The 22,065-nt window shown below is 47.5% G+C and carries 20 protein-coding genes; 4 read left to right on the top strand and 16 right to left on the bottom strand.

Annotation, left to right across the window (positions count from 1 at the left end):
- Positions 1-4: 4 nt before the first annotated feature.
- The 4 genes from ACKU35_RS12980 to ACKU35_RS12965 all read right to left on the bottom strand — a co-directional run bounded on the left by ACKU35_RS12980 (position 5) and on the right by ACKU35_RS12965 (position 3,959).
- Positions 5-577 carry a flavin reductase family protein gene (locus tag ACKU35_RS12980; RefSeq protein WP_319759659.1) on the bottom strand — a complete coding sequence of 191 codons (573 nt, stop codon included), beginning with the start codon at positions 575-577 and terminating at the stop codon, positions 5-7.
- A gap of 33 nt (positions 578-610) precedes the next feature.
- On the bottom strand, positions 611-922 hold the full coding sequence (locus ACKU35_RS12975) for an antibiotic biosynthesis monooxygenase family protein (RefSeq protein ID WP_319759656.1): 312 nt from the start codon (positions 920-922) through the stop codon (positions 611-613).
- Positions 923-1,243: 321 nt separating this feature from the next.
- Entirely contained in the window at positions 1,244-1,897 is a 654-nt protein-coding gene (locus ACKU35_RS12970) for a response regulator transcription factor (RefSeq protein WP_319759654.1), read from the bottom strand.
- On the bottom strand, positions 1,890-3,959 hold the full coding sequence (locus tag ACKU35_RS12965; RefSeq protein ID WP_319759652.1) for a GAF domain-containing sensor histidine kinase: 2,070 nt from the start codon (positions 3,957-3,959) through the stop codon (positions 1,890-1,892). Before ACKU35_RS12965 ends, ACKU35_RS12970 begins: the two co-directional genes overlap by 8 nt.
- Positions 3,960-4,146: 187 nt before the next feature.
- On the opposite strand from ACKU35_RS12965, the gene ACKU35_RS12960 reads away from it, so the two are divergent.
- Positions 4,147-4,851, top strand: a complete 705-nt coding sequence (locus ACKU35_RS12960; protein WP_319759650.1) for an SDR family oxidoreductase — start codon at positions 4,147-4,149, stop codon at positions 4,849-4,851.
- 46 nt (positions 4,852-4,897) lie between these two features.
- On the opposite strand, the gene ACKU35_RS12955 is transcribed toward ACKU35_RS12960, so the two are convergent.
- From ACKU35_RS12955 to uvrB, 5 genes are all read right to left on the bottom strand, one after another.
- Positions 4,898-6,001, bottom strand: a complete 1,104-nt coding sequence (locus ACKU35_RS12955; protein ID WP_319759647.1) for a metallophosphoesterase — start codon at positions 5,999-6,001, stop codon at positions 4,898-4,900.
- Positions 6,002-6,149: 148 nt separating this feature from the next.
- Positions 6,150-6,926 (bottom strand): 4-hydroxy-tetrahydrodipicolinate reductase, encoded by a 777-nt coding sequence (gene dapB, locus ACKU35_RS12950; protein ID WP_319759645.1) that lies wholly within the window; start codon positions 6,924-6,926, stop codon positions 6,150-6,152.
- Between the two features lie 142 nt (positions 6,927-7,068).
- Positions 7,069-8,907, bottom strand: a complete 1,839-nt coding sequence (locus tag ACKU35_RS12945) for a BRCT domain-containing protein (RefSeq protein ID WP_319759643.1) — start codon at positions 8,905-8,907, stop codon at positions 7,069-7,071.
- A 124-nt stretch (positions 8,908-9,031) separates the two neighbouring features.
- Positions 9,032-10,069, bottom strand: a complete 1,038-nt coding sequence (locus ACKU35_RS12940) for a potassium channel protein (RefSeq protein ID WP_319759641.1) — start codon at positions 10,067-10,069, stop codon at positions 9,032-9,034.
- A 35-nt stretch (positions 10,070-10,104) separates the two neighbouring features.
- Positions 10,105-12,111: an excinuclease ABC subunit UvrB gene (gene uvrB, locus ACKU35_RS12935; RefSeq protein WP_319759639.1), complete on the bottom strand. Its 2,007-nt coding sequence runs from the start codon at positions 12,109-12,111 to the stop codon at positions 10,105-10,107.
- Between the two features lie 100 nt (positions 12,112-12,211).
- Here uvrB and ACKU35_RS12930 point away from each other — a divergent pair, with 100 nt between their 5' ends.
- Positions 12,212-12,709, top strand: coding sequence for a hypothetical protein (locus ACKU35_RS12930; RefSeq protein WP_319759638.1), 498 nt, complete (start codon positions 12,212-12,214; stop codon positions 12,707-12,709).
- A 138-nt stretch (positions 12,710-12,847) separates the two neighbouring features.
- On the opposite strand, the gene aat is transcribed toward ACKU35_RS12930, so the two are convergent.
- From aat to ACKU35_RS12910, 4 genes are all read right to left on the bottom strand, one after another.
- The gene (gene aat, locus ACKU35_RS12925; RefSeq protein ID WP_319759636.1) at positions 12,848-13,570 is read right to left on the bottom strand and encodes a leucyl/phenylalanyl-tRNA--protein transferase; all 723 of its coding nucleotides are present in this window, start codon (positions 13,568-13,570) and stop codon (positions 12,848-12,850) included.
- 172 nt (positions 13,571-13,742) lie between these two features.
- Positions 13,743-16,055, bottom strand: coding sequence for an ATP-dependent Clp protease ATP-binding subunit ClpA (gene clpA / locus ACKU35_RS12920; protein WP_319759635.1), 2,313 nt, complete (start codon positions 16,053-16,055; stop codon positions 13,743-13,745).
- A 1-nt stretch (position 16,056) separates the two neighbouring features.
- On the bottom strand, positions 16,057-16,365 hold the full coding sequence (gene clpS, locus ACKU35_RS12915) for an ATP-dependent Clp protease adapter ClpS (protein ID WP_319759634.1): 309 nt from the start codon (positions 16,363-16,365) through the stop codon (positions 16,057-16,059).
- Between the two features lie 124 nt (positions 16,366-16,489).
- Positions 16,490-17,065, bottom strand: a complete 576-nt coding sequence (locus ACKU35_RS12910; RefSeq protein ID WP_319759633.1) for a class IV adenylate cyclase — start codon at positions 17,063-17,065, stop codon at positions 16,490-16,492.
- Between the two features lie 69 nt (positions 17,066-17,134).
- Between ACKU35_RS12910 and crcB the strand changes: the two genes are divergently transcribed.
- A complete protein-coding gene (crcB, locus tag ACKU35_RS12905; protein ID WP_319759632.1) occupies positions 17,135-17,515 on the top strand; it encodes a fluoride efflux transporter CrcB in 381 nt (126 codons plus the stop codon).
- A 33-nt stretch (positions 17,516-17,548) separates the two neighbouring features.
- Complete coding sequence (locus ACKU35_RS12900; protein ID WP_319759631.1) at positions 17,549-17,896, top strand: DUF190 domain-containing protein; 348 nt, start codon at positions 17,549-17,551, stop codon at positions 17,894-17,896.
- Between the two features lie 11 nt (positions 17,897-17,907).
- Here the strand turns inward: ACKU35_RS12900 and ACKU35_RS12895 are convergent, their stop codons facing one another.
- Genes ACKU35_RS12895 through ACKU35_RS12885 form a run of 3 tightly spaced genes read right to left on the bottom strand, consistent with a single transcriptional unit; the run spans position 17,908 to position 22,018 of the window.
- Positions 17,908-18,975, bottom strand: coding sequence for a chemotaxis response regulator protein-glutamate methylesterase (locus ACKU35_RS12895; RefSeq protein ID WP_319759630.1), 1,068 nt, complete (start codon positions 18,973-18,975; stop codon positions 17,908-17,910).
- 2 nt (positions 18,976-18,977) lie between these two features.
- A complete protein-coding gene (locus ACKU35_RS12890; RefSeq protein ID WP_319759629.1) occupies positions 18,978-19,847 on the bottom strand; it encodes a CheR family methyltransferase in 870 nt (289 codons plus the stop codon).
- On the bottom strand, positions 19,847-22,018 hold the full coding sequence (locus tag ACKU35_RS12885; RefSeq protein WP_319759628.1) for a chemotaxis protein CheA: 2,172 nt from the start codon (positions 22,016-22,018) through the stop codon (positions 19,847-19,849). Before ACKU35_RS12885 ends, ACKU35_RS12890 begins: the two co-directional genes overlap by 1 nt.
- Positions 22,019-22,065 lie beyond the last annotated feature (47 nt).

The following is a 22,065-nucleotide window of genomic DNA, read 5'->3' as shown; positions in this document are numbered from 1 at the left end:
ATCTTTACTTCAAAAATTTCTTACCAATGCTAAAACTTTTGCCGACCACATCGCCCAGCCCTAAATATTCGCGAGTTGTCGGGCTGAAGGTAAAACAATCAACCGCGTCCATCATGGGTCTCCCTTTTTCATTCAGGACATTTTCATCGGCTTTTATACCTAAAATTTCACCAACAAACTGTGTATGCAGTCCAAGCTCGACTGTTTCAACTACTTTACATTCAAAGATAAGCGGGAATTCGTCTACATAAGGCGCATCCACAACGGTGGACCGAACCGGAGTCAGCCCGGTAGCGGAAAATTTATCAGTGTCCTTGCCGCTGGCAATGCCGAAATAATCAGCCTCGACAACATACTTAGCGGAAGGGATGGATACAGTATATACACCGCGCTCCATAATTGCTCCGTAAGTGTAAGTAGCCTTACGCAGAGAAACAGTGAGCATAGGCGGTGTGGAACAACAAATGCCGCCCCATGCGATAGTCATGACATTCGGCTTATCATCTTTATCGTAAGTGCCGACGCACCAGACCGGGGTCGGCATAGCAAGTGTGTTAGGTTTAATTTCCTTTTTCATTATTTTCTCCTTATAAAGAGTTTAAAAAAATCGTTACTCAACTTTTTCGAGCATAATCCAGAGCCGGGTTTGAGGAGTTCCTTCAGCAAGGAGGACTACCTCATCATATATCCTGCGCACAGGTTCACTATCCATATGCATCCGGTAAGATGCCTCGGACGTGAAATGACCATAAAATAAAAACAAAGTCGGATCATCCTTATCCTGCTGCAGGTTGTATATTATCAAACCTTCCTGCCCGGCACACCTACGTATACCTTCTTCCAGTACAGAGCGCATTTCATCCTCGTGACCGGATTTAGCCTTGATACGTGTGGTCAGAATTAAATTATCCTTGCTGAACATGATACGAACCGTCAGTTGAAATTTGAGCTTCGCCTTTAGCGCAAGCTTTGATTATTTTTATCATCAAACACTATTCTCTTTATTTATACTTCTTTTTTATTCAAGTCTGTCAATAGCTATTCGTAGCCAAGTACCCGTGAAATATATACAACTGCACAGAAAAAGATATCAGCAGGAATGATGAAAGACAGCACACAGCATCCACAACATTTGTCGTAATAAAAAAAAGCAGGGGCCAAGACGACCCCTGCTTTAACCATGTAGAAATTCAGAACTGTCGCCGTAAAACGCAATCCTGCTCGTGACCAGCAACGCAAAAAATTAAAGAGAAGCAATTCCTTCGCGCAGGGCGTAAAGGGTAGCCTCCACACGATTGGCCAGATGCAGTTTGGAAAGAATGCTGGTCATATGGGTACGTACGGTGGCCTCACTGACAAACATCTCCCCGGCAATAACCTTATTACTTTTACCCTTGGCCACGAGCTTAAGAGTATCCAGCTCCCGCGGGGTGAGCGGATCAGGCGTCGGGGTCGCGGATTCGTCTCCGGTCTGAGAAAGCTCGGAGAGCACCTTGCGGGCAATATCCGGTGCAAGGGAAGGTTCGCCACGGTGCACACGGCGTATGGCCTCCAGAAGTTCATCGGGAGTTGAATCCTTTAGCAGGTATCCCATTGCTCCGGCCTTGATTGCCGGAAAAAGTTTATCGTCTGTTGCGAAACTAGTAAGGGCGATAATCCGACCGGGAAGCTTGCGGTCCCTGATCTCGCGGATGGCCTGAATACCGTCCATAACCGGCATGAGCATATCCATAAGGATTATGTCCGGGGAAAGATCGGCTGTCAGCTCTACCGCTTCCTGACCGTTAGCGGCCTCCCCGACTACCTCGATATCATCAAAACTGCCCAGAAAGCTACGGACACCGATACGCACGATATCATGATCATCCACCAGCAGCACTTTAATCAAATTACTCATCTCTATCTCCGGTTTCTTCATCAACAGATACTTTAACAGTAAGTACAGTGCCCTTATCCGGGGCACTGTTGATCTCAAGTTCGGCATTGATTTTATCTGCGCGTTCGCGAATACCGCGCAAGCCCATACCGCCGGTAGGCAGGGTTGCAATATCAAATCCCTGACCGTCATCGATGATCTTTACCACGGTTTCACTATCGGTAAAATCTACGTGCACTGTAACAGACCCGGCCTTAGAATGCTTGGCGGAATTGTTCAGGGATTCAATGACTATACGAAAGATCTCTTCCTCTACCCGCAACGGCAACCGTCTTTCATCTCCATCAATCAAGAACTCCGCGTCCAGACCGGAACGTATTTCAACGGAGTTCAACCGGGCCTGAATAGCACCGACAAGACCTTCGCTTTCCAGTTCTGGTGGATGCAGATCAAAAATGAGGGAACGCATATCGCGCATGCCCTGCTGAGCCATACCCTGCAAAGCCTTAAGCTGATCGACCGCGGCATCCCTTTTTCCGGACTCAAGAGAGCGTACTGCGGCACCGGAACAGAAAGTAATCGCGTACAGGGCCTGAGTTACTGAATCGTGCAGCTCTCGGGCCAGCCTCTGGCGTTCGCCCTGTACAACCAGCTTTTCACTCTGCTCAAACAACCGGCTGTTCCGCAGGGCCAGAACCGCCTGTGCGGCGAACATTTCCATGATCCGCTTATCCGCATGGTCAAAGCCCCCGCTTTTATTGGAAACCATAAGCAAACCGAGCTTTCGATCCCCTTCCAACAAGGGTACGATTATAAGCGTCCGCACTTTATCAATAAATTCAACTTCAGGAATTTCACTCTGGGCATCGCGGACGATGATGGTTTTACCTTTCTTAAAAACATTTCCGTAGTAAGTGGATTCCACATCGTAATATTCTACAGGACATCTTGGTGTCCCTGAACCGCAGACACATCTAAGGGACTGACCTTCCAGCAACAACAAGGCACTACCCATGCCGTTAACAATAGTCCGGGCTTCATCGGCAATGAGGCCAAGGATACTCCCGTTTCTGCCTTCGGGACTCTCAAGGAGTACGTTCGCCACCCGGCGCAGACTTTCACTTTCCATAAGCTGTCGCTTTGTCTGGCGCGCCGCGGCAGCGCTTTCAATGGCAACCGCCACAGTATTCAAAATCCCACCGATGAGTTCGGTGGTGGCATTGTCGAAAGTGAATCCCGGCTGCTCGGAGGAAACAAGGGCCACACCGACCATCCGGTCACTGCTGGTAATATGAAAAAGTGATGCGCTGCCGGAACGGACCGCCTCGGGTAAAATATCCGCGAAAGACGAGCCCGCCTTATTGGAAGAACAGAATCCGTAACTTTTGCCGTCAACACCGCTAAGAGTATTACCGGACGGACAGAGCCGCAGCCCCTGCAATGCACTCTGGCACTCCTTTGTTCCATAGCCGAATCCCGCGCATGGTGCGAGACCTCCGGTCTCAGGATTGACCAGAAATATGGTACAGCATCCTTCACCCACGGTTCCGGCCAGCACTTCGGCCAATCGACTCAGGACTTCATCCGGGTCAAGGGCGCTGGTCACTGTGCGCGAGGCCTCAAGCAATAACTTATTGCGAATATGCTCGGCATTCAAACGGGAAAGAAGCATGCTGGAATAACGTTCTGTAGTCAGCGTTAGGACTTCAACATAATAATCCTCAAGCTCCTCCAGAAAAGCGATAAAATCATCCTTATCACTAAAAAACTCAAATCCCGCGGAAATAAAAACCTTTTTGCGGAGTAAAGTCCCTTCGACAACATCCCGTATTCCTACACCCCTGTCGAGTTTTATCCCCGCGCAACCTTTAAAATAATTTTCCAGCGGAAATAAATCCCCGCGGATAAAACATTCAAGATTCATTTTGAGGCCGCACGCAGCAATTCTAAAACTTTCTTCAGGTTCCATACCTGCAAACCAACGCGGCTGATGCTTAATAAACAAATCCGCATTTAGCTGGGCAACTGAATCTAGATTTTTGAGTATATGATAGCCGATTATTTTTAATTTTTCATTTTTCATGCATTTATCCCGTTCCGCATCATATAAGACGCTAAACCTGAATTAATTTCCTGCTGTATACAACAGCGAGCCGCTTTGTTGATCAGATAAATTGATGATTACTTGATTTTTAATTTCCTTTATGCTCGACTGAATAACTCACCCAAGACTTTAAATATTAAGCAAAAAAATCAAAAGGAAACTCAAAATGGAAAATAAAAATGTCTTAATTACCGGCGGGAACAAGGGGATCGGCCTTGAGCTGACTGAGATGTTCATCGCGGACGGAGCCAACGTAATCGTCGCGGCCCGTGACTTCTCAAACTTCAAATACAACCAGCACCCGCAGGTAAGAACAGAGAAATTCGACTTTACCAATGTGGCAGGGATTCCGGAATTCATTGCCGGACTGCCTGCAATAGACGTACTGATAAACAATGCCGGAGTGATGTACGCTACCCCGTATGACGAATACACAGCTGAAAGCGTAGATCAAATCCTCAAGATCAATATCGAGGCTCCGGTGGCCCTGATTACCGCTGTATCCCAATCAATGAAAGATAAAAAACAGGGCCGGATTGTAAATAACGCGTCTATCGCCGGACAAATAGGACACCCAGATGTCTGGTATGGAATAACTAAAGCCGGAGTCATCAACATGACCAAAAGCTTTGCCAAAATCCTCGGCCCGCACGGAATCGTGATCAATGCGGTTGCTCCCGGCCCGATTGAAACCAATATGTTGAACACAATTCCCCAAGCCCGCCGTGATGCAATCAAAGCTGCGGTCTATACCGGACGTTTCGGTAAACCGGAAGAAGTAGCTTCCGCCATGCACTGGCTGGCAACAGACTGCCCTGAATACATTAACGGTTCATGCATTGATATCAACAACGGTTCATTCCCAAGATAATTAACCATCCGGGGATGGTTTAACAATCTCCCCGGCCTCATTCCATCTAAATCCGAACCTTCATCAGCACCACTTCCGGTCTGCTGTTGGTGCGTAGCGGCGGACCCCAGAATCCTACGCCGCAGCTGACGTAATACTGAGTATTCCCCTTTTGATAGGCTCCGTACTCCTCTTCATAAATTCGTTTTACTACCAGATTAAAGGGAAAAAGCTGTCCGTTATGAGTGTGGCCGGAAACCTGTAAGGCCACGTTATTCTGTTCAGCTTCTTCAAGATGATGGGGAGTGTGATCCATAAGGATAACCGGAAGCTTGTTTCCTCTTGGAATTACATTCTGCAACGCGAAACGTTTCCCACCACCACGCAGAGCCACATAATCGTTGCGTCCCACCAGCAGGAACCGGTTATCAATCACGCTGCTGCTATCCACAAGAACCTTTATTCCCTGATCTTCCAGCAACCTCCGCGCCCAGTCGTGGTCGAGATAATATTCATGGTTTCCAAGCACGGCGAATTTACCCAACGGAGCTTTAATACGCTCCAGTTCATTAACCGCCCCGCTTACTTCACAGTCATGGTCATCAAGGATATCGCCGACCATGAGCACTATGTCCGGATTAAGGGAATTAACAAGATTCACAACCGCACCGACTCGTTCCTGAGTCATCAATTTACCGGCATGCAGGTCGGAAAAAACCGCGATGCGGTACTCTTTGGCCTCCGTGCTTCCCTTTGAAAAATCGTAATTAACTTCCTTTACGACGGGAGAAGTGGCGTTAATGTACCCACCCACAGTCATGACTATGGAAATCAGGCAGAGTGCTGCAAAAATTTTCAATCCCGAAATCTTGATCTCGTTTCCGAGCAGCTTAACGCCCCAGCGAATAGGCTCAAAGCACAGCCCCACCGGGACCATACAAGCAATGATAGCCGCCCAGCTATACCCAGCTCCCTGCATAAGGATCTTCAACAGATACGGCAGGTTCTCAGGTAAAAAGATAGTGATCGGCAGAATGATGGTCATCAGATCAGTGGCAATGAGCACTCCACGTTTGATCCTGGGATTATCCACCAGCATCCGGCATATCCAGAGTCGGACATACAGATAGAAAGCTATATAAATAAATGTAGCTTTTAAATAAAATGACATGGCTATCCTGAAAAAAGATTACTGTTCAATTCTGGCTGAAACTATATTAAGCAGGATCGGCGGTAAAAACACCATATTTAAATCGTAGTTAACAAAAAAAGGCCGCACCATTCAGATGCAGCCTGTAAAAATCATTATTCATACAAAACTAGAATACGTCAGCCATGGAATAAAGTTTTCCGGGCTTCTGATCTTTAAGCCAACGAGCCGCACGTAAAGCACCCTGTGCGAAGGTTTCGCGGGAATGGGCTCGGTGGGTTACTTCAATACGTTCACCGGGTCCGAGAAAATATGCGGTATGATCACCAACTACGTCACCGCCGCGAACAGCCATTACGCCGATTTCATCTTTTGTTCTGGCTCCGATGATACCGTCACGGGAATGTTTTTTTACTTCATCGTATACAAGGCCGCGCGCTTCCGCCATGCACTGAGCCAGCTTGAGCGCGGTTCCACTGGGGGAATCCACCTTTTTGTTGTGATGAATTTCAGTCATTTCCATATCGTAGGCAGGGCCGAGCATACGGACCAGTTCGGGCAGAATCTTAAGCAGGACATTTACCCCTACGCTCATGTTCGGGGCGAGGAACACAGGAACTTTCTTTGCGAATTCCTCTACCTTGGCTATCTGCTCGTTACTCATGCCGGTAGTGCCGATAACCACCGGATTTCCGGTTACAACAGCAATTTCCAGCAATTTCAAGGTAGCTTCAGGAGCGGTAAAATCAACCACGACCGCACCGGGAACTTTGGTCAGTACTTCCTGTACGTCTGTTCCGCACACACAGCCGAGTGCATCCAGACCGTCTTCACAACCGGAACGCTCCAGGACTGCTGCTAGTTTGAGATCATCGCTCTGCTGTACACAACGAACCAGAGTGTCACCCATGCGCCCCTTCGCGCCAATAATTACTACATCAGTCATATCGTGCTCCTTTAAATTTGATGCGCTTTGCGCTTTTATTTATGATTTTGCCCCGGTAGCTTACACCCTTTTTTCAAAGGTAGTTTAAGAATCTCAATAACTTTTAGTAAAGATTCGCCACCGGAATATTAAAAATTGTGCTCTAATTAACTATATCCATGAATTCACTTTCGCTCATGATCTCAACGCCCTTGGCCTTGGCGGATTCAATTTTCTTGGCTCCAACCTTGCTGCCGCAAACCAGAAAATCAGTCTTACCGGTAACAGATGTCTGTACCTTCGCACCCAGACGCCTTGCCATGGCCTGCATATCTTCGCGGCTGCCCTGCTCCATTTTCCCGGTAAAGACTACACCTTTTCCGGTGATGGGGCTATCCGCTGACTGAGTTTCGGCAATCAGCGGGGTCCTGCGCAGGTTGAAATCGAATTCCAGCATGTGAAGGATGGTTTCCCTGATCGCCGCTATTCCTTCGGTCACCGATCTGCTGGTGATATCGCCGAAGCCGTGCAATTCGATTAACTGTTCCTGCTTGACGTTTACCACGTCCTCCAATTTAAAATGCCCCAGCAATTTGCGGCTGTCCGCCTTGCCCAGATCGGGAATTCCGAATGCCGCCAGAAAACGCCAGTCGTCAGTTTCCTTGGTCTTGCTGAGATAAAGGGCTTCCGCGAGATTTGTGGATTGAACAGGCCCGAAACCAAGGTTCTGGAAATCATCTTCAGCCATGCGGTAAACGGATTCCAGAGAATTATACCCGGCCTGAACCAGCTTAGCGATAGTTTTTTTGCCGAACCAATCAGCATTACCGAGGGTCTTGAACCAGTATTCCAGCCGCTGCTCGACACGGGCAGGGCAAGTAAAATCAGGACACTTCAAAAAATCATTCTGCCAGAGAAGCTTCGCACCGCAGGAAGGACAATTTTCAGGCAGCTCCACTTCGCTTGCAGGCTTGATAACTTCCTCCAGCTTGGGAATAACCTCACCACTGCGGATAATTCGTATGGTCGCCCCTACGCCGATGGACTGATCCCGCAGTATTCCGGCATTATGGGCGGTGACGTTGCGAATAGTCGCGCCGGAGACAGAAACTGGCTTGACTTCCATAACCGGAGTGACCGATCCCATGCGTCCTACCTGCCAACGGATTCTTTCAACTTCCGTAACCGAGGATTCGCCCTTTTTCTTAATGGCGATCTGCCAGCGATAATGGTGGGCTGTGGAGCCAAGACGCTCCTGAAGAGCCACGTCAGTAACTTCAGCGACCATGCCGTCCAGAGGATAATCAGTAGCTGCCCAGAGCTCATCTGTAATCTCCCAGACCCGATTGACCAGTTCTTTACCGTCTACGACCTTGTTAGGAAGGGTGCTGTAAGGCACAAAACGAACTGCTTCGTCCTGCAAAGCCTGCTTAGAAGCCTCATTTACTTTGTCCGAAGTAATAATCCCCACAACCATGTTACGCGGATGCTCAAAGGAGTTGGAAAGGTGTTCGGTAAAATATTCCTGACTGCATACAATCTCGCCCACACCCTGCGCGCGACCGCCGACAGCGACAACACCCTTGGCAAAGGCACTGGATATTTCGTAACCGACTTCACCGTTGCCTCTGGTGGCAAAGATCTTTCCGTCATCACGGGCAGCCAGACCGTCCAGCTTCGGAGTAACCCGGTAGCTTACTTCTTTAATGCCCAGAGCCTTAGCTTCTTTTTCCACGCGGGAAACAAATCTGGTCAACTCTTCAACCGTATATGCTTTCTCGGTAGATAGCATAGGCCGTGGATGACGCACCTCAACCTTTTCGCTGAAATTCTCAGGCTCTACATTAGTCAGAAACTGGTTTTCAGGATCAAGGTCACGAAGCTGCTCGGTAAGTTCATCATAACGGGCATCGCTGATAGTAGGCATACCGCGGCGGTATGCTTCGTTATGCTTCTCAAGAAGAGAAACCAACTCTTTAATTTCTTTATTTTTATTTTTCACAATATTATATTATTTAAGGAAAAATTATTGAATAGAACGGCATAGCCCAATAAAAATATCAGAAAAGTCCAAAGACCCCTTTTCCAAAAGGGTTCTTCGGTTCCCGAAGGGCCGCCGGAGGCATCTATAAAATCTTACCAATGGCAGAAAGGTCGGAATTTTTTCCGACTGTGAGCAGAGTATCACCTGCTTCAATGACTTCTTTAGGACCGGGATTAAAAACCATTTCGCCGCTTCCTTTACGAATGGCAATGATGATCAGGTTAAAACGGGGCCTAATTTTTGATTCAATCAGGTCCATCCCGACCAGCTCGGAAGAATCGGTAACGAAAAGCTCTTCCATCTGCAAATCGATCTTGCCGCGCATGGCAATATCGAGAAAGTTTGTAACTGTGGGACGCAGAACTGATTGCGCCATACGGATTCCACCGATGGTATGGGGCAGCACAACCCGGTCAGCCCCGGCAAATTCCAACCGGGAAATACTCGCGGTATCATTACCACGGGCGATAATGTTCACATTTATATTTGATTGACGGGCTATCAGGGTAACGTAAACATTGGCCGCTTCATCCGAAAGCGCGGCAATCAGGGTCTTTGCATTGGAAAGTCCGGCCAGCTGGAGAATTTCATCACAGGTAGCGTCACCTTCAATACAGGCTATCCCGGCGGATTCCATCTGAGAGATAAGCTCCGGATTGTTATCAATGACAACAACATTAAGACCTTCTTCCAGAATTTCATTGGTCACAATGGCACCGATCCGTCCATAACCGCAGACAATTATATGATCCTTAAATTTCCCTATTGTCTTATGCATTCTGCGTCTCCCTAAGATTGCCTGCAACCGCCCTTCGACAAGCAGTTGGGAAAAAGCACCGATCAAATATGCAAAACCACCAACACCGCCAAGGATGAGAATAGAAGTGAAAAGCCTGCCGTCATCCGAAAGAGGCAGCACTTCCATAAATCCCACAGTGGATAAAGTGATCACGACCATGTAAAAACTATTCAGTAAATTCCAGCCCTCAATCCACATATAACCAATAATGCCTGCGATAAACACAAACGCCATGTAAATGACACCGGAGATAAGCCCCCAGAACATTCCAAAGTCGCGCCTCAAGCGCAGCAGTCTAACGAATATGGATTTGGATTTCATTCCTGACAGTCCAGGTTGATTGTTAACCGACAGTATTATCCGAGACTGAGAATCTTCTCGCGCAAATTCTGAATCCGGTCACGCAGTTCGGCTGCTTTCTCAAATTCAAGCTCAGCCGCGTACTTACGCATATCCTTTTCCAGCTTACGAACTTCTTTTTCCATCTTTGCGGGATCAAGTCCATACTCGGCAGCTTCTTCAGCCGCGATCTTGACCTCACCGCCCGACCATGTATCAGAGTACAATGTACCCAGCATATTATCCAGTGATTTTGCAATAGTCTGGGGAACAATGCCGTGAGTTTCATTGTACTCAATCTGTTTTGCACGGCGGCGATAAGTTTCATCCATGGCGGTACGCATGGAACGGGTCACATTATCCGCGTAAAGAATAACACGCCCCTCAGAATTACGGGCCGCGCGACCGAATGTCTGGATTAGGGACCGGGTGGAACGCAGAAATCCCTCTTTATCGGCATCAAGTATGGCGACAAGTGAAACTTCAGGAATATCAAGACCTTCACGCAAGAGGTTAATACCGACCAGAGCCACAAATTCTCCGGCACGCAAAGACTGGATAATCGCCATACGTTCCATGGTGTCGATATCAGAATGCAGGTACTTGGCTTCCACGCCCATCTGATTGAAATACTCGGTCAGATCTTCGGACATACGCTTGGTCAGCGTGGTGATCAGCACCCGCTCACCGCGTTTCTCCCGCTCTTTGCACTCAGCCAGCAGATCATCCATCTGGCCCTTGACCGGACGCACTTCAATCTCGGGATCAAGCAATCCTGTAGGCCGGATAATCTGCTCCACGACCAGACCTTGCGCCCGCTCCATTTCCCAAGGTCCAGGAGTTGCGGAAACATAAACGGTCTGCCCTATTTTGTCGAGGAACTCCTCAAAGCATAACGGACGGTTATCGAGAGCGGAAGGAAGCCGGAACCCGAAATTAACCAGAGTTGTTTTACGGGAGCGGTCACCGTTATACATGGCGCCCACCTGCGGTACGGCAATATGTGATTCGTCCATAAACAGCAAAAAATCATCGGGAAAATAATGAATCAGGGTTGCCGGAGGCTCACCCTCTTTACGACCATCAAGATGCCGCGAATAGTTTTCGATACCGTTGCAGTAACCAATCTCCTCAATCATCTCCAGATCATACATAGTGCGCTGCTCAATGCGCTGCGCCTCAATCAGTTTGTTATCATTTTTATACTTAACAAGAGTCTCGGAAAGTTCATTTCGGATGTCTTCCCTTGCGCGCTCAAGGTTATCCTGATCGGAAACAAAGTGACTTGCCGGATAGATTACTGTCTTACGCCTGCGTCCGGTGACTTCTCCGGTAAGCGGGTCTGTTTCAAGTATGGAATCAATTTCATCCCCGAAGAATTCGATTCGCAGGGCCTGTTCGCGACTGTATGCCGGAATGATCTCGATAACATCACCGCGCACCCGGAAAGTTCCGCGATGGAAATCGTAATCATTACGCTCGTATTGGACCTCCACCAGCCGGTCCATGAGCTTTTCCATGGACATTTCCTGCCCCTCTTCCACCGGGATTATCATTTTGGCGTAAAATTCCGGCGAACCAAGACCGTAAATACAGGAAACAGAGGCTACGATCAAAACATCCCGCCGGGTCAGCAGTGCATGGGTAGCGGAGTGACGCAGTTTATCGATGTCGTCATTGATGGACGAATCTTTTTCAATGTAGGTATCGGAATGCGGCAGATAGGCTTCCGGCTGATAGTAATCGTAATAACTGACAAAATATTCAACGGCGTTATGCGGAAATAAGGCCTTGAATTCATTAAAAAGCTGGGCCGCGAGAGTTTTGTTGGGAGCCATAACCAGCGTGGGACGGTTCAATTCCTTGATCACATTGGCCATGGCAAAGGTTTTACCGGTACCGGTCGCGCCGAGCAGGACCTGGTCCTGCACACCGTGCTTTATATTTTCGACCAGTTCTCTCACCGCTTCAGGCTGGTCGCCCTTGAGTGTATATTCACTTACAAGCTCAAAATTGTTCGCCATTATGCTAGGTTCCCGACTTGTGCTGTTAAATTAAAATAGTTATGTAGAATAGATTAACAAGCAGATATGCTCATTAAAACATTCATTTTGCGAGGTAGCAATGATTCCTATAATCCAGATTGAAAACGGGGAAATCCCCAGTACGCGCGGATACGCGGTATCCATGGTCATCAAAAGCTTCAAAGGTCGCCGCGACGTTGAAGTACACCTTTTCCGTCCCGAATGGAATGACGCGGATGAAACTGAAATAAAGTGGGATAATCTTTTCGGCGGTCCCGCTACTCTTGATGCTGTTCCCAATGAAGAGAGAGATCGCAAAATCATCCTTGAATCATTCACCGTGGAAGAACGTGATCAGGTTGTTGATTATCTAAAAGATCACTACTCCTCAAGGCTGGAATCAATCTTCTCCACTCCCATGGAATTCCCCGTGCCCACAGGGTTGCCGCCGCTTTCCTCCATCACTGAGGGTAAAGATATCGGGCTGATCAAGTTTGAAAAAGTACCTCATTTCGACCTGCCCTTCGCTCTGCGCGGCCTATACAACCTCGGCGCGCACCGCCCGCTGGTTGAAACCCGCGAAAACGATGACAATTAAAACATACGGCTTAAGCTTTTTCCACAGAGCCTAAAATTCACAGCATTTTCAATAAGTAGAATTTGTCGAAAGCTCTTCAATATTTTGTCTAAATTTTAACAGCGGAGGATTCTTCAAGAATCCTCCGCTGTTATTATTCTAACTCAGAATTTTAGTTATCAGCCGGTATTCACCTTCCATAAACTCCCATTGTCCACGCAAGGCAGGAAACTCCAGAGCCGCATCAAGTTTCTCCAGAAAAGATTCCCGACTTACCTCCTCTGCTCCGAGAGATTTAAGGTGATCCGTGGGCTGCTGGCAGTCAACAAAGTGAAATTCCCGATTTTTAAGCCACTGCACAAGATAGGAAAAACCGAATTTTGATGCATCCGGCTCAAGAAAAAACATGGATTCACCGGAAAAAATTCTACCCAGCGAGACTCCGTACAGCCCTCCGACAAGATTGCCATGACTATTCCAGACTTCAACGCTGTGCGCAAAACCAAGCCTATGCAATTTCACATAAGCCTCAATAATTTCGGGTAAAATCCATGTTCCAGCCTGACCCGGACGAAATTTCCGGGCACAATTGGAAATTACGCTTTCAAAATCATGATCGAAGGTAACGGTATATTCCTGATTTCTGATCTTGCGTTTTACGCGGCGTGAAATGTGCAGTTTATCCAGATTCAATATCAAGCGGGGGTCAAGCGACCACCACAGAATCGGGGATTTCTCATCATACCACGGGAAAATACCCGCTGCGTATGCGGAAAGTAAGCGCTCGGGGCTTAAATCACCGCCAACGGCCAATAATCCATCCGGTTCGGCTTCATCCGGATGCGGGAAAATGGGTTCTTCTATCAGTCTATAAACAACCATAATAATCCTTGGACTTGCAGACTCTCTCTAATAATAAACGATTATTATGTTTTGGCAATAGAGCTAAACTTATTATATTCGCTGCTATTATTATAATTAAGCAAAAAAAGAGGAAGCTCCCCTGCGGAAGCCTCCCCTGTAGAAGTTAATATATCATACGGGTCAAACAACCCTAATTCTTAGTCGAAGTTTTAAACTTAAAGCTGAGCTTCTCGTCTTCATCCTTGCCCTTGGTAGAAACTTGAACTGTTCCGCCCTTGACCAGCTTACCGAAGAGAATTTCATCGGCGATCTCATCCTTGATGGAAGTCTGAATCAAACGGGCCATGGGTCTTGCCCCATATGCCGGATCGTGTCCCTTCTCGGCCAACCAGCGGCGGGACTTCTTATCCAGCTCGATGGTTACCTTGTTATCAAGCAGCTGTCCGTTGAGTTCCTTGATGAACTTTTCAACGATAAGCTCCATGATATCAATCTGCAGGGAATTAAAAGGCACGATAGCATCAAGCCGGTTGCGGAATTCAGGGCTGAAAATCTTTTCCACAGCCTTAAGTCCGCGTCCCTTATCCTCGCCGCCCTTCACGCTGGCACCAAAGCCGATTCCGCCCTTGGCCATTTCACGCGCTCCGGCATTGGAGGTCATGAGCAGGACAACATGCCTGAAATCGGCCTTGCGGCCGTTATTATCAGTCAAGGTGGCGTAATCCATGACCTGCAACAGAATGTTAAACACATCCGGATGGGCCTTCTCGATTTCATCAAAAAGAATTACACAATGCGGATTCTTACGCACACCCTCTGTGAGCAATCCTCCCTGATCAAATCCCACATAGCCCGGAGGGGCACCGATCAAGCGGGCAACAGCGTGCTTTTCCATGTACTCACTCATATCAAAACGCATGAAATGAACACCCATGGTAGAAGCCAGCTGCTTGGCAAGCTCAGTCTTACCAACACCGGTGGGACCGGTAAGCAGGAAAGAACCGGTAGGACGGCCGATCTGCTTCATGCCCGCACGGGACCGCAGGATAGCCTTAGTGATGATATCAACAGCCTTATCCTGACCAAAGACAACATTCTTTAAGTTCACATCCAGTTCCTGCAAACGGGAACGGTCGGACATGGTGATTCGCCTTGTCGGGATGCGGGCCATCTTGGAGATAACCTTTTCAACATCAGCTACGACAATGCGGTTATCCTTACGCTTGCGCTGGCTGAGATTATAAAAGGCTCCGGCCTCATCAATAACATCAATAGCCTTGTCAGGCAGGAAACGCTCATTAATATGCCTTGCTGCGAGCTCCGACGCGGCCTTGATTGCCGACGGAGCGTAAAAAACATTATGATGTTCCTCGTAATAAGGCTTGAGGCCCTTAAGAATTTCAATGGTCTCCTCCACCGAAGGTTCGGTGATGTCGATCTTCTGAAATCTACGGGAAAGAGCCCGGTCCTTCTCAAAATGATTCTTATATTCCTCGTAAGTCGTGGCTCCGATGCAACGGATTTCACCTGATCCCAGAAAGGGCTTGAGAATATTAGAGGCATCCATGGAACCACCGCTTACTGCTCCGGCCCCTACGATGGTATGGATTTCATCCACGAAAAGGATCGCTCCATCCATATTCTTAAGCTGGGCCAGCACGCCCTTAAGCCGGGATTCAAAGTCGCCGCGGTACTTGGTTCCGGCCAGCAGCGAGCCCATATCAAGGGCAAAGACGTCGGTATCTTCAAAAGCGGCAGGCACGTTACCCTTGGCGATAGCTAGGGCGAGACCTTCAGCCATGGCAGTCTTACCGACGCCGGGATCACCTACAAAAATAGGGTTGTTCTTGCGTCTACGGGAAAGAACCTGCAGGGTGCGCTCAACCTCATTGTCTCGTCCTATAAGCGGATCGATCTTACCGTCGCGGGCGCGCTGGGTGAGATTCGTGGTAAATTCCTCCAGCGGGGACGGCTTGTCGCCGGCACCGGATGAAGGTCTTCCTTCAGCGGAAGAACCGCCGTCTCCGGTACGCGGGTTGGGACTGATGTCCAAACCTTCTGCCCAGTCGCCGCCTTCGCTCATGGAATGGGAAATATATTCAAGAATATCCAACCGTGAAATATCATGAGTCTTGAGGAAATAGACAGCGTAGGAATCTTCCTCTTCAAACATGGCGGCAATCACATCGCCAACCTCGACCACATCCTTTCCGGCGGCCTTCTTCTGCCAAATCGCCCTTTGCAATACCCGTCGAACTCCGAGAGTCTGGATGACTTCGGTATCAACCCCGGTGGGCAGAGGTTCAAGGTTTTCGTCAAAGAAACGTTCCAGTTGGCTACGGAGCTTTGGAAGCTCTGCGCCACATCCGGCAATGATGTCCGCTCCCATTTCCTCCTGAACTATCGCATAAAGCAGATGTTCAAGAGTGAGAAACTCGTGATTTCTGAGCCTGACTTCGTTAACCGCAGAAGTCAATGCCTGTTCCAATGTCTTACTGAGCATACTAGACCTCTTCGATTGTGCATTTCAGCGGGTAGCCTGCCTGCTGTGCAAGCTGCTTGACCATTTCAACGCGTGTTTCAGCAACTTCGGCCGTGTAAACTCCACAAACCCCGACCCCGTCATTGTGGACCTGAAGCATTATTTTCGTGGATTCCTCTTCTGTTTTCCTGAAAACCTGCATGAGCACGGCCACAACGAATTCCATGGAAGTATAATCGTCATTGTGCAGCAGCACCCGGAACTTCCGCGGTTCCTTGAGATCATCCTCAAGCAGTACATCTGACTCAAAATTTTCTTTATATTCAGGCATCTTTCTTTACTATAAATATTTTTATGTTTGACTATAGTTAACAATAAGAACTATTTCCCCACCTGTCGAGGAAGTTTTACTTATTTTTAAGCTATGAAAAACTTATTGTATGCTGCTGTCCGCTTTAAAGCAGTGTTTTTACTTCTTCCGGTTTAAAGATAAAATTCTCATCCGGATCAAGTCCATTCGTCTTTCTATAATCCTTATTCAGCTCATGGTAAGTCTTTTTAGATGCGTTTTCCGGCTTGAGCTTCAACAGACCGGCGCAAGCCAAAATTTCGTCTTCTGATCCTTCAATTTCAATAAACGGGCCAAAGGGAAGAATATCCAGACATATATGGCAGCCTTCAAAAAGCCACTCTTCCCGGATTTTTTCGTAACTAAAAACCGGCGCGTAGCCCAGCACCTGCAGGGCGGCCACCGTTTCGTCAAAATTCGAGACCTCGGTTTCATGCTCAACGTACACCTTGGCCTTGCCGGTAGCCGGGCCGGCCGGAATACGTTTAACGGTCATGGTTATTTTTTCCGCCTGCCGTACCCGCAGAAGTGCCGATCTTTTATAAAGGGTCCGACCCGGATCATCTAGAACAATATTACGTTCATAGTGTCGGGTTAAAAATTTACCGCTATGCCTCTGCATAAAATTTCGGACTTCATCATGGTCCGCGTTCAGATATTTCAATTCGGTTTCAAGAGCCATTTTGCTTTTCTCTCTCAGCTTGAAGTGCTACATAAAATTAATAAACGAAAGTTATTGAAGGACTTTGATATGCATAAATTTTTATTCATCGCGGCAGGCGGGGCAGCCGGAAGCCTCTCCCGCTATCTGGTTTCAGGAATGGTCCAGCGCATGATCGATTCCTCTTTCCCGGCAGGAACATTTGCTGTAAACATGCTTGGTTGTCTTTTCTTCGGCATTGTAACCGGTTTATTTGAAGAACGCCTCGGCTTTCCACCTGAGATGCGACTGTTCATCCTGACCGGCTTCATGGGAGCATTTACCACTTTCTCAACATATATGTTTGAATCCACAACCCTGGTAAAATCAGGCCAATGGGTCATGGCTGCCCTAAATGTCGGTGGACAAAGCTTATTGGGATTTTTGTGCATAGTCGGCGGCCTGGCACTTGGCAGACTCATAGTTTCCTGATTTCAAATAACCCACTTAAACGGAGAACCTGTTATGACATTAACCGAAAAGGCTGTAAGACTCAAAATTTTCACAGGTGAAGAAAACAGGCTCAAACACCGCCCCCTGTACGAAGTAATCGTAGAAGAGGCGCGAAAGCAAGGTCTTGCCGGGGCTTCGGTCTACCGGGGAGTCATGGGTTACGGGGCCAACAGTCAAGTTCGCACAACCTCAATCCTAAGACTTTCCGAAGACTTACCTCTGATCATCGAAATTATCGACAAAGCTGAAAAAATTGAGAGCTTCAAAGCATTCCTAAATGAAAGCATGACTGAAGGACTGGTCACTTCAGAAGAGGTGAACATTGAAATTCATAAACACAACGAAGGTGCTAAGCAGTAGTTTTATCTAACTTATTTACATGAATTAACTACCGCTCCGGGGATATTCTTAAGCGGCATAATTTTATCAACCCCACCAAGCTTGATGGCTTCCTGCGGCATTCCGAAAACAACGCAGGAAGCTTCATCCTGCGCGATGCAATACGTACCGGTATCGTGCAATTCCTTCATGCCCTTGGCACCGTCATCACCCATTCCGGTCATTATTACCGCAACCGCATTATTCCCGGCACTGGATGCCCCGGAACGGAAAAGAACATCTACCGAAGGCCTGTGGCGGCTGACCAGTGGGCCATCCTTAATCTCGACATAGTAACGGGCACCGGAACGTTTGAGCAGCATATGCTTATTACCCGGGGCGATTAAAGCCTGACCCCTTAATATACTGTCCCCGTCACATGCCTCCTTTACATTAATGCGGCATATGGAATTTAATCTCATAGCAAATGCGGCAGTAAATTTTTCAGGCATATGCTGAACTATGGCTATACCGGGACTATCTAAAGGCATACTTTGTAAAAAACTCTGAATAGCCTCCGTCCCACCGGTAGAAGCTCCTACAAGCACTACTTTTTCCGTAGTCTGTAAAGGAACGCTTCGCGGTTTTGATTTTGGCAGGACCGCATCTGCGGAAAGCTTGGGCTGAACAGCCATAGGCCGCGCGGAAAGTTTGCGCGGTTTGATCATTGCAGCCGCTTTGACCACATCACAAACCCTGATACTTGATTCTTCGAAAAAGGTCTTAGTCCCGACTTTAGGTTTTGTAATCACCTCAACAGCGCCATATTCAAGAGCTCTCATATACGCATCGGACCCCTGCTCTGTAAGTGTGGAGCAAATTACCACAGGCAATGGATGCTGACTCATCAGCTTGCGTAAGAAAGTAAGCCCGTCCATTCTGGGCATTTCAATATCGAGGGTAATCACATCAGGAACAACCCGCTTCATAATTTCAGCAGCGGCAAACGGATCCCCGGCACTGCCGATTACTTCGATAGAACCGTCGGTGGAAAACAGCTGCTGCAAAGCCTGACGAACCAAAGCGGAGTCATCAACAATCAAAACCTTTATTTTTTTCATGGCTAGACCTTTTGATAAACAGTAGGAGCAATCTGCCGGACGGGGAGCTCCATTCCGGAAATACTCTCTGAATGACCGATAAACAGATAACCACCTTTGGAAAGCGTGGCACAGAACTTTTTAAAAAGAGTATACTGGGTCGCTCTATCAAAATAGATGACCACATTACGACAAAAGATTATATCTTTATGATCCTTGAACGGAAAAGATTCCATAAAATTCAATCTTCGAAAATCAACTTTTTTGCGCAACTCAGGCTTAACCCGGACTAACGGCTTAGCCTTATTTTTGCTTTTGAGCAGGTATTTCTTCTTCAGCGCCATAGGGACCACTTCCACCTTGCTCATGGGGTAAACAGCGTTCATGGCTCTACGCAGAATGTCAGTAGAAATATCCGTTGCCAATAAAGAATAGTTAAAATCCCGATTATTTTCAGCAAACTCATTCATAACCATACACAGGGTGTAAGGCTCCTCACCGCTGGAACAACCGGCAGACCATATTTTGACCGGCCTTCTGCTACGCTGGCATAAATCGGGCAGAACAGTGCTAAGCAACAGCTCAAAATGCTTAGGCTCCCGAAAAAAATCAGTGGTATTGGTCGTGACCACATCAATAAGCTGGGTCAGTTCCCTTTCAAACCCACCGGGGCTGAATAAAAAATCGCAATATTGCGCATGGTTATCAAACCCTAGAGCACGCAGCCTTTTTTGAAGACGAGCTTCCAGCATGGTCTTTTTGGTAGGCGGCATCTTGATCCCGAATTCTTCTTTGATCAATTTGCTGAATTTTCCAAAATCAGAATCCGACATTTTGGGATTCAAGCATGGAAACCTCTGCTCGGATTCATTTTTATCTTTTTTCAAAGCCATCAACCTGCCGCCTTTAATTCCGTAAGAACTGTACGGAAGAGCTTAGGTATATCCAAAATCAGAGCAAGGGTTCCGTCACCTTTGATGGTTGCCCCGGATATTCCGTCCACATCTCTGTAAACACGACCAAGACTTTTGATTACCGTCTGATGTTCACCGATGACAGTATCAACCACAACCCCTACCCTGCTGCCGTCAAGCCCGGTAATAACTATCTGTTCTATGGGCGGAGATTCTCCTTCCACTTCAAACCACTCACGGATTCTGATATAAGGAACTATCTCTCCGCGCAGATTCACAAACTGCTGACCATTGGCTTCCTCCACATCTTTTTGGGTAAGTTCCACGCACTCTTCAACAAGTGAGAGCGGGATAACAAAAAAATCATTATTCACCCGCACCTGCAGTCCATCGATAATAGCCAGGGTCAAAGGCAACCTGATAGTGATAATTGTCCCTTTGCCTTCCACACTGTTAATATCGATGCTGCCGCGCAGGGAATCAATAGCCCGTTTAACGACATCCATTCCGACTCCGCGCCCGGAAACATTCGTAACACTCTGGGCCGTGGAAAAACCGGGTTCAAAAATAAGGTTGAAAATATCCTTATCAGAAAGATCCTGATCAGATGAAATCAGCCCCTTTTCTACGGCCTTGGCTTTGATGGCTTCAGTTGACATTCCCTTGCCATCATCTTCTATAAGAATCATGACATCGCCGCCGGAATGTTCCGCAGAAAGAGTAATGGTTCCGCGGCGGGATTTACCCCGTGCACCGCGAGTATCAGGATCTTCAATTCCATGATCAATAGAATTACGCAGCAGATGAACCAGAGGATCACCAAGTCTTTCGATGACGGTCTTGTCCAGTTCAGTCTCGGCGCCATTGGTATGCAGGTCTATCTCTTTACCCAATTCTTCGGAAAGATCACGGACCAACCGTCTGAATTTACTGAATGTGGTACCTATGGGCAGCATACGGATTCCAAGTGTGCTGTCGCGAAGTTCATCTGAAAGGCGCTCAAGTTCCTCGGAAAGTGCGGTCAGAGAAGGATCACCTTTCGAGCCTACCACCTGGCTTATCTGGGCCTGAACGATAACAAGTTCACCGACAAGATCGACAAGATAATCAAGTTTTTCGGCGGAGACCCTTATGGATGAGGCGGTATCGACCTTTTTACGTGCTTTTTTGGAAGAATTATTAAATTGAGTGGCTGCGCTCTGCTCGGCAAGGGCACTGTCCACTTTATCTCTGCTGACAACGCCTCTTTCGGTAAGCAGTTCACCAAGTGGCTTCTGGGTGGAAAGCGCGGCATCAATAGTTTCCGCCGGAACATCCCCTCTTTCCACGAGTATCTCACCAAGTTTCTTTGTCGGAGCAGGTTGATCATCCTCATCGCTATCATCATAAAAATCCAGAAAATCGGCAGCATTTTCCCGGGCGATTTCTCTGATACTGACTGTTACCGGAACATCGGTAAAAAAGAAGATTTCCTCAATGGATGTTGATTCGGCGTTGCTTTCAAAAATAATATCCCAATAAGGTTCAGCTTCAGTATGAACAACTTTAAAACGAATTTCACCCAGTTTTTCCAATTCCTTCAACAGAGGCTCAAGACTGTCATCATCGACATCGCCGCCGGCTGCGACCTTTATTATAACCTGAAAAAGAGTTTTCGGAGGCTTATAACCAGACTCCTCAGCGGCAGAAACTTTCGTTTCCGGTTCCTGCGGCTTTGCATCGGACGACTCAGCCTCTTCCGGTTTCCCATCGTCCGGTTTCCCTTCTTCCAATGAATCGGAGGATATATCCTTCAGCCCGTCCAATATACCGTTCCCAAGAGCAAAATCGCCTTCTCCGGTGGGCGACTCGAGCATAGAATAAATATGATCGCGAGCTGAAAGTGATAAAGTCAGCAGTGGTTTTGATATGGCCAATTCTCCGTTCCTGACCTTATCGAATACTGTTTCAACCTCATGGGTAAATTCAGCAATGGCTTCAAAGCCAAACATGGACCCGGAACCTTTAATAGTATGCAAGGCTCTGAAAACACGGTTGATCGTATCCATATCATCAGGAATATCCTCAAGCTCAAGCAAAGAGGTTTCAAGCTCGCCCAGTAGTTCATACGCTTCTTCTTTAAAAACTTGAGTTGTCATATCATCTGACATAAAAAAATCTCCAAATCATTTAAGTAGGCTGAGAATCACTTCTATTT

Origin of the sequence: Maridesulfovibrio sp. (genome assembly GCF_963676065.1) — a bacterium.
Lineage (GTDB): Bacteria > Desulfobacterota > Desulfovibrionia > Desulfovibrionales > Desulfovibrionaceae > Maridesulfovibrio.
Note: the sequence above shows the minus strand (reverse complement) of the source record. Positions and strands in the feature narration are given on the sequence as shown.

What these genes read in the sequence shown, in the direction of transcription:
- ACKU35_RS12955 (WP_319759647.1), bottom strand. Translation starts at nt 6,001, where the DNA reads ATGTCATTTTATTTAAAAGCTACATTTATTTATATAGCTTTCTATCTG.
- ACKU35_RS12960 (WP_319759650.1), top strand. Translation starts at nt 4,147, where the DNA reads ATGGAAAATAAAAATGTCTTAATTACCGGCGGGAACAAGGGGATCGGC.
- ACKU35_RS12895 (WP_319759630.1), bottom strand. Translation starts at nt 18,975, where the DNA reads ATGAAAAAAATAAAGGTTTTGATTGTTGATGACTCCGCTTTGGTTCGT.
- ACKU35_RS12910 (WP_319759633.1), bottom strand. Translation starts at nt 17,065, where the DNA reads ATGGCTCTTGAAACCGAATTGAAATATCTGAACGCGGACCATGATGAA.
- clpA (WP_319759635.1), bottom strand. Translation starts at nt 16,055, where the DNA reads ATGCTCAGTAAGACATTGGAACAGGCATTGACTTCTGCGGTTAACGAA.
- ACKU35_RS12975 (WP_319759656.1), bottom strand. Translation starts at nt 922, where the DNA reads ATGTTCAGCAAGGATAATTTAATTCTGACCACACGTATCAAGGCTAAA.
- ACKU35_RS12890 (WP_319759629.1), bottom strand. Translation starts at nt 19,847, where the DNA reads ATGGCTTTGAAAAAAGATAAAAATGAATCCGAGCAGAGGTTTCCATGC.
- ACKU35_RS12940 (WP_319759641.1), bottom strand. Translation starts at nt 10,069, where the DNA reads ATGAAATCCAAATCCATATTCGTTAGACTGCTGCGCTTGAGGCGCGAC.
- uvrB (WP_319759639.1), bottom strand. Translation starts at nt 12,111, where the DNA reads ATGGCGAACAATTTTGAGCTTGTAAGTGAATATACACTCAAGGGCGAC.
- ACKU35_RS12900 (WP_319759631.1), top strand. Translation starts at nt 17,549, where the DNA reads ATGACATTAACCGAAAAGGCTGTAAGACTCAAAATTTTCACAGGTGAA.
- crcB (WP_319759632.1), top strand. Translation starts at nt 17,135, where the DNA reads ATGCATAAATTTTTATTCATCGCGGCAGGCGGGGCAGCCGGAAGCCTC.
- dapB (WP_319759645.1), bottom strand. Translation starts at nt 6,926, where the DNA reads ATGACTGATGTAGTAATTATTGGCGCGAAGGGGCGCATGGGTGACACT.
- ACKU35_RS12885 (WP_319759628.1), bottom strand. Translation starts at nt 22,018, where the DNA reads ATGTCAGATGATATGACAACTCAAGTTTTTAAAGAAGAAGCGTATGAA.
- ACKU35_RS12980 (WP_319759659.1), bottom strand. Translation starts at nt 577, where the DNA reads ATGAAAAAGGAAATTAAACCTAACACACTTGCTATGCCGACCCCGGTC.
- ACKU35_RS12965 (WP_319759652.1), bottom strand. Translation starts at nt 3,959, where the DNA reads ATGAAAAATGAAAAATTAAAAATAATCGGCTATCATATACTCAAAAAT.
- ACKU35_RS12970 (WP_319759654.1), bottom strand. Translation starts at nt 1,897, where the DNA reads ATGAGTAATTTGATTAAAGTGCTGCTGGTGGATGATCATGATATCGTG.
- clpS (WP_319759634.1), bottom strand. Translation starts at nt 16,365, where the DNA reads ATGCCTGAATATAAAGAAAATTTTGAGTCAGATGTACTGCTTGAGGAT.
- ACKU35_RS12930 (WP_319759638.1), top strand. Translation starts at nt 12,212, where the DNA reads ATGATTCCTATAATCCAGATTGAAAACGGGGAAATCCCCAGTACGCGC.
- aat (WP_319759636.1), bottom strand. Translation starts at nt 13,570, where the DNA reads ATGGTTGTTTATAGACTGATAGAAGAACCCATTTTCCCGCATCCGGAT.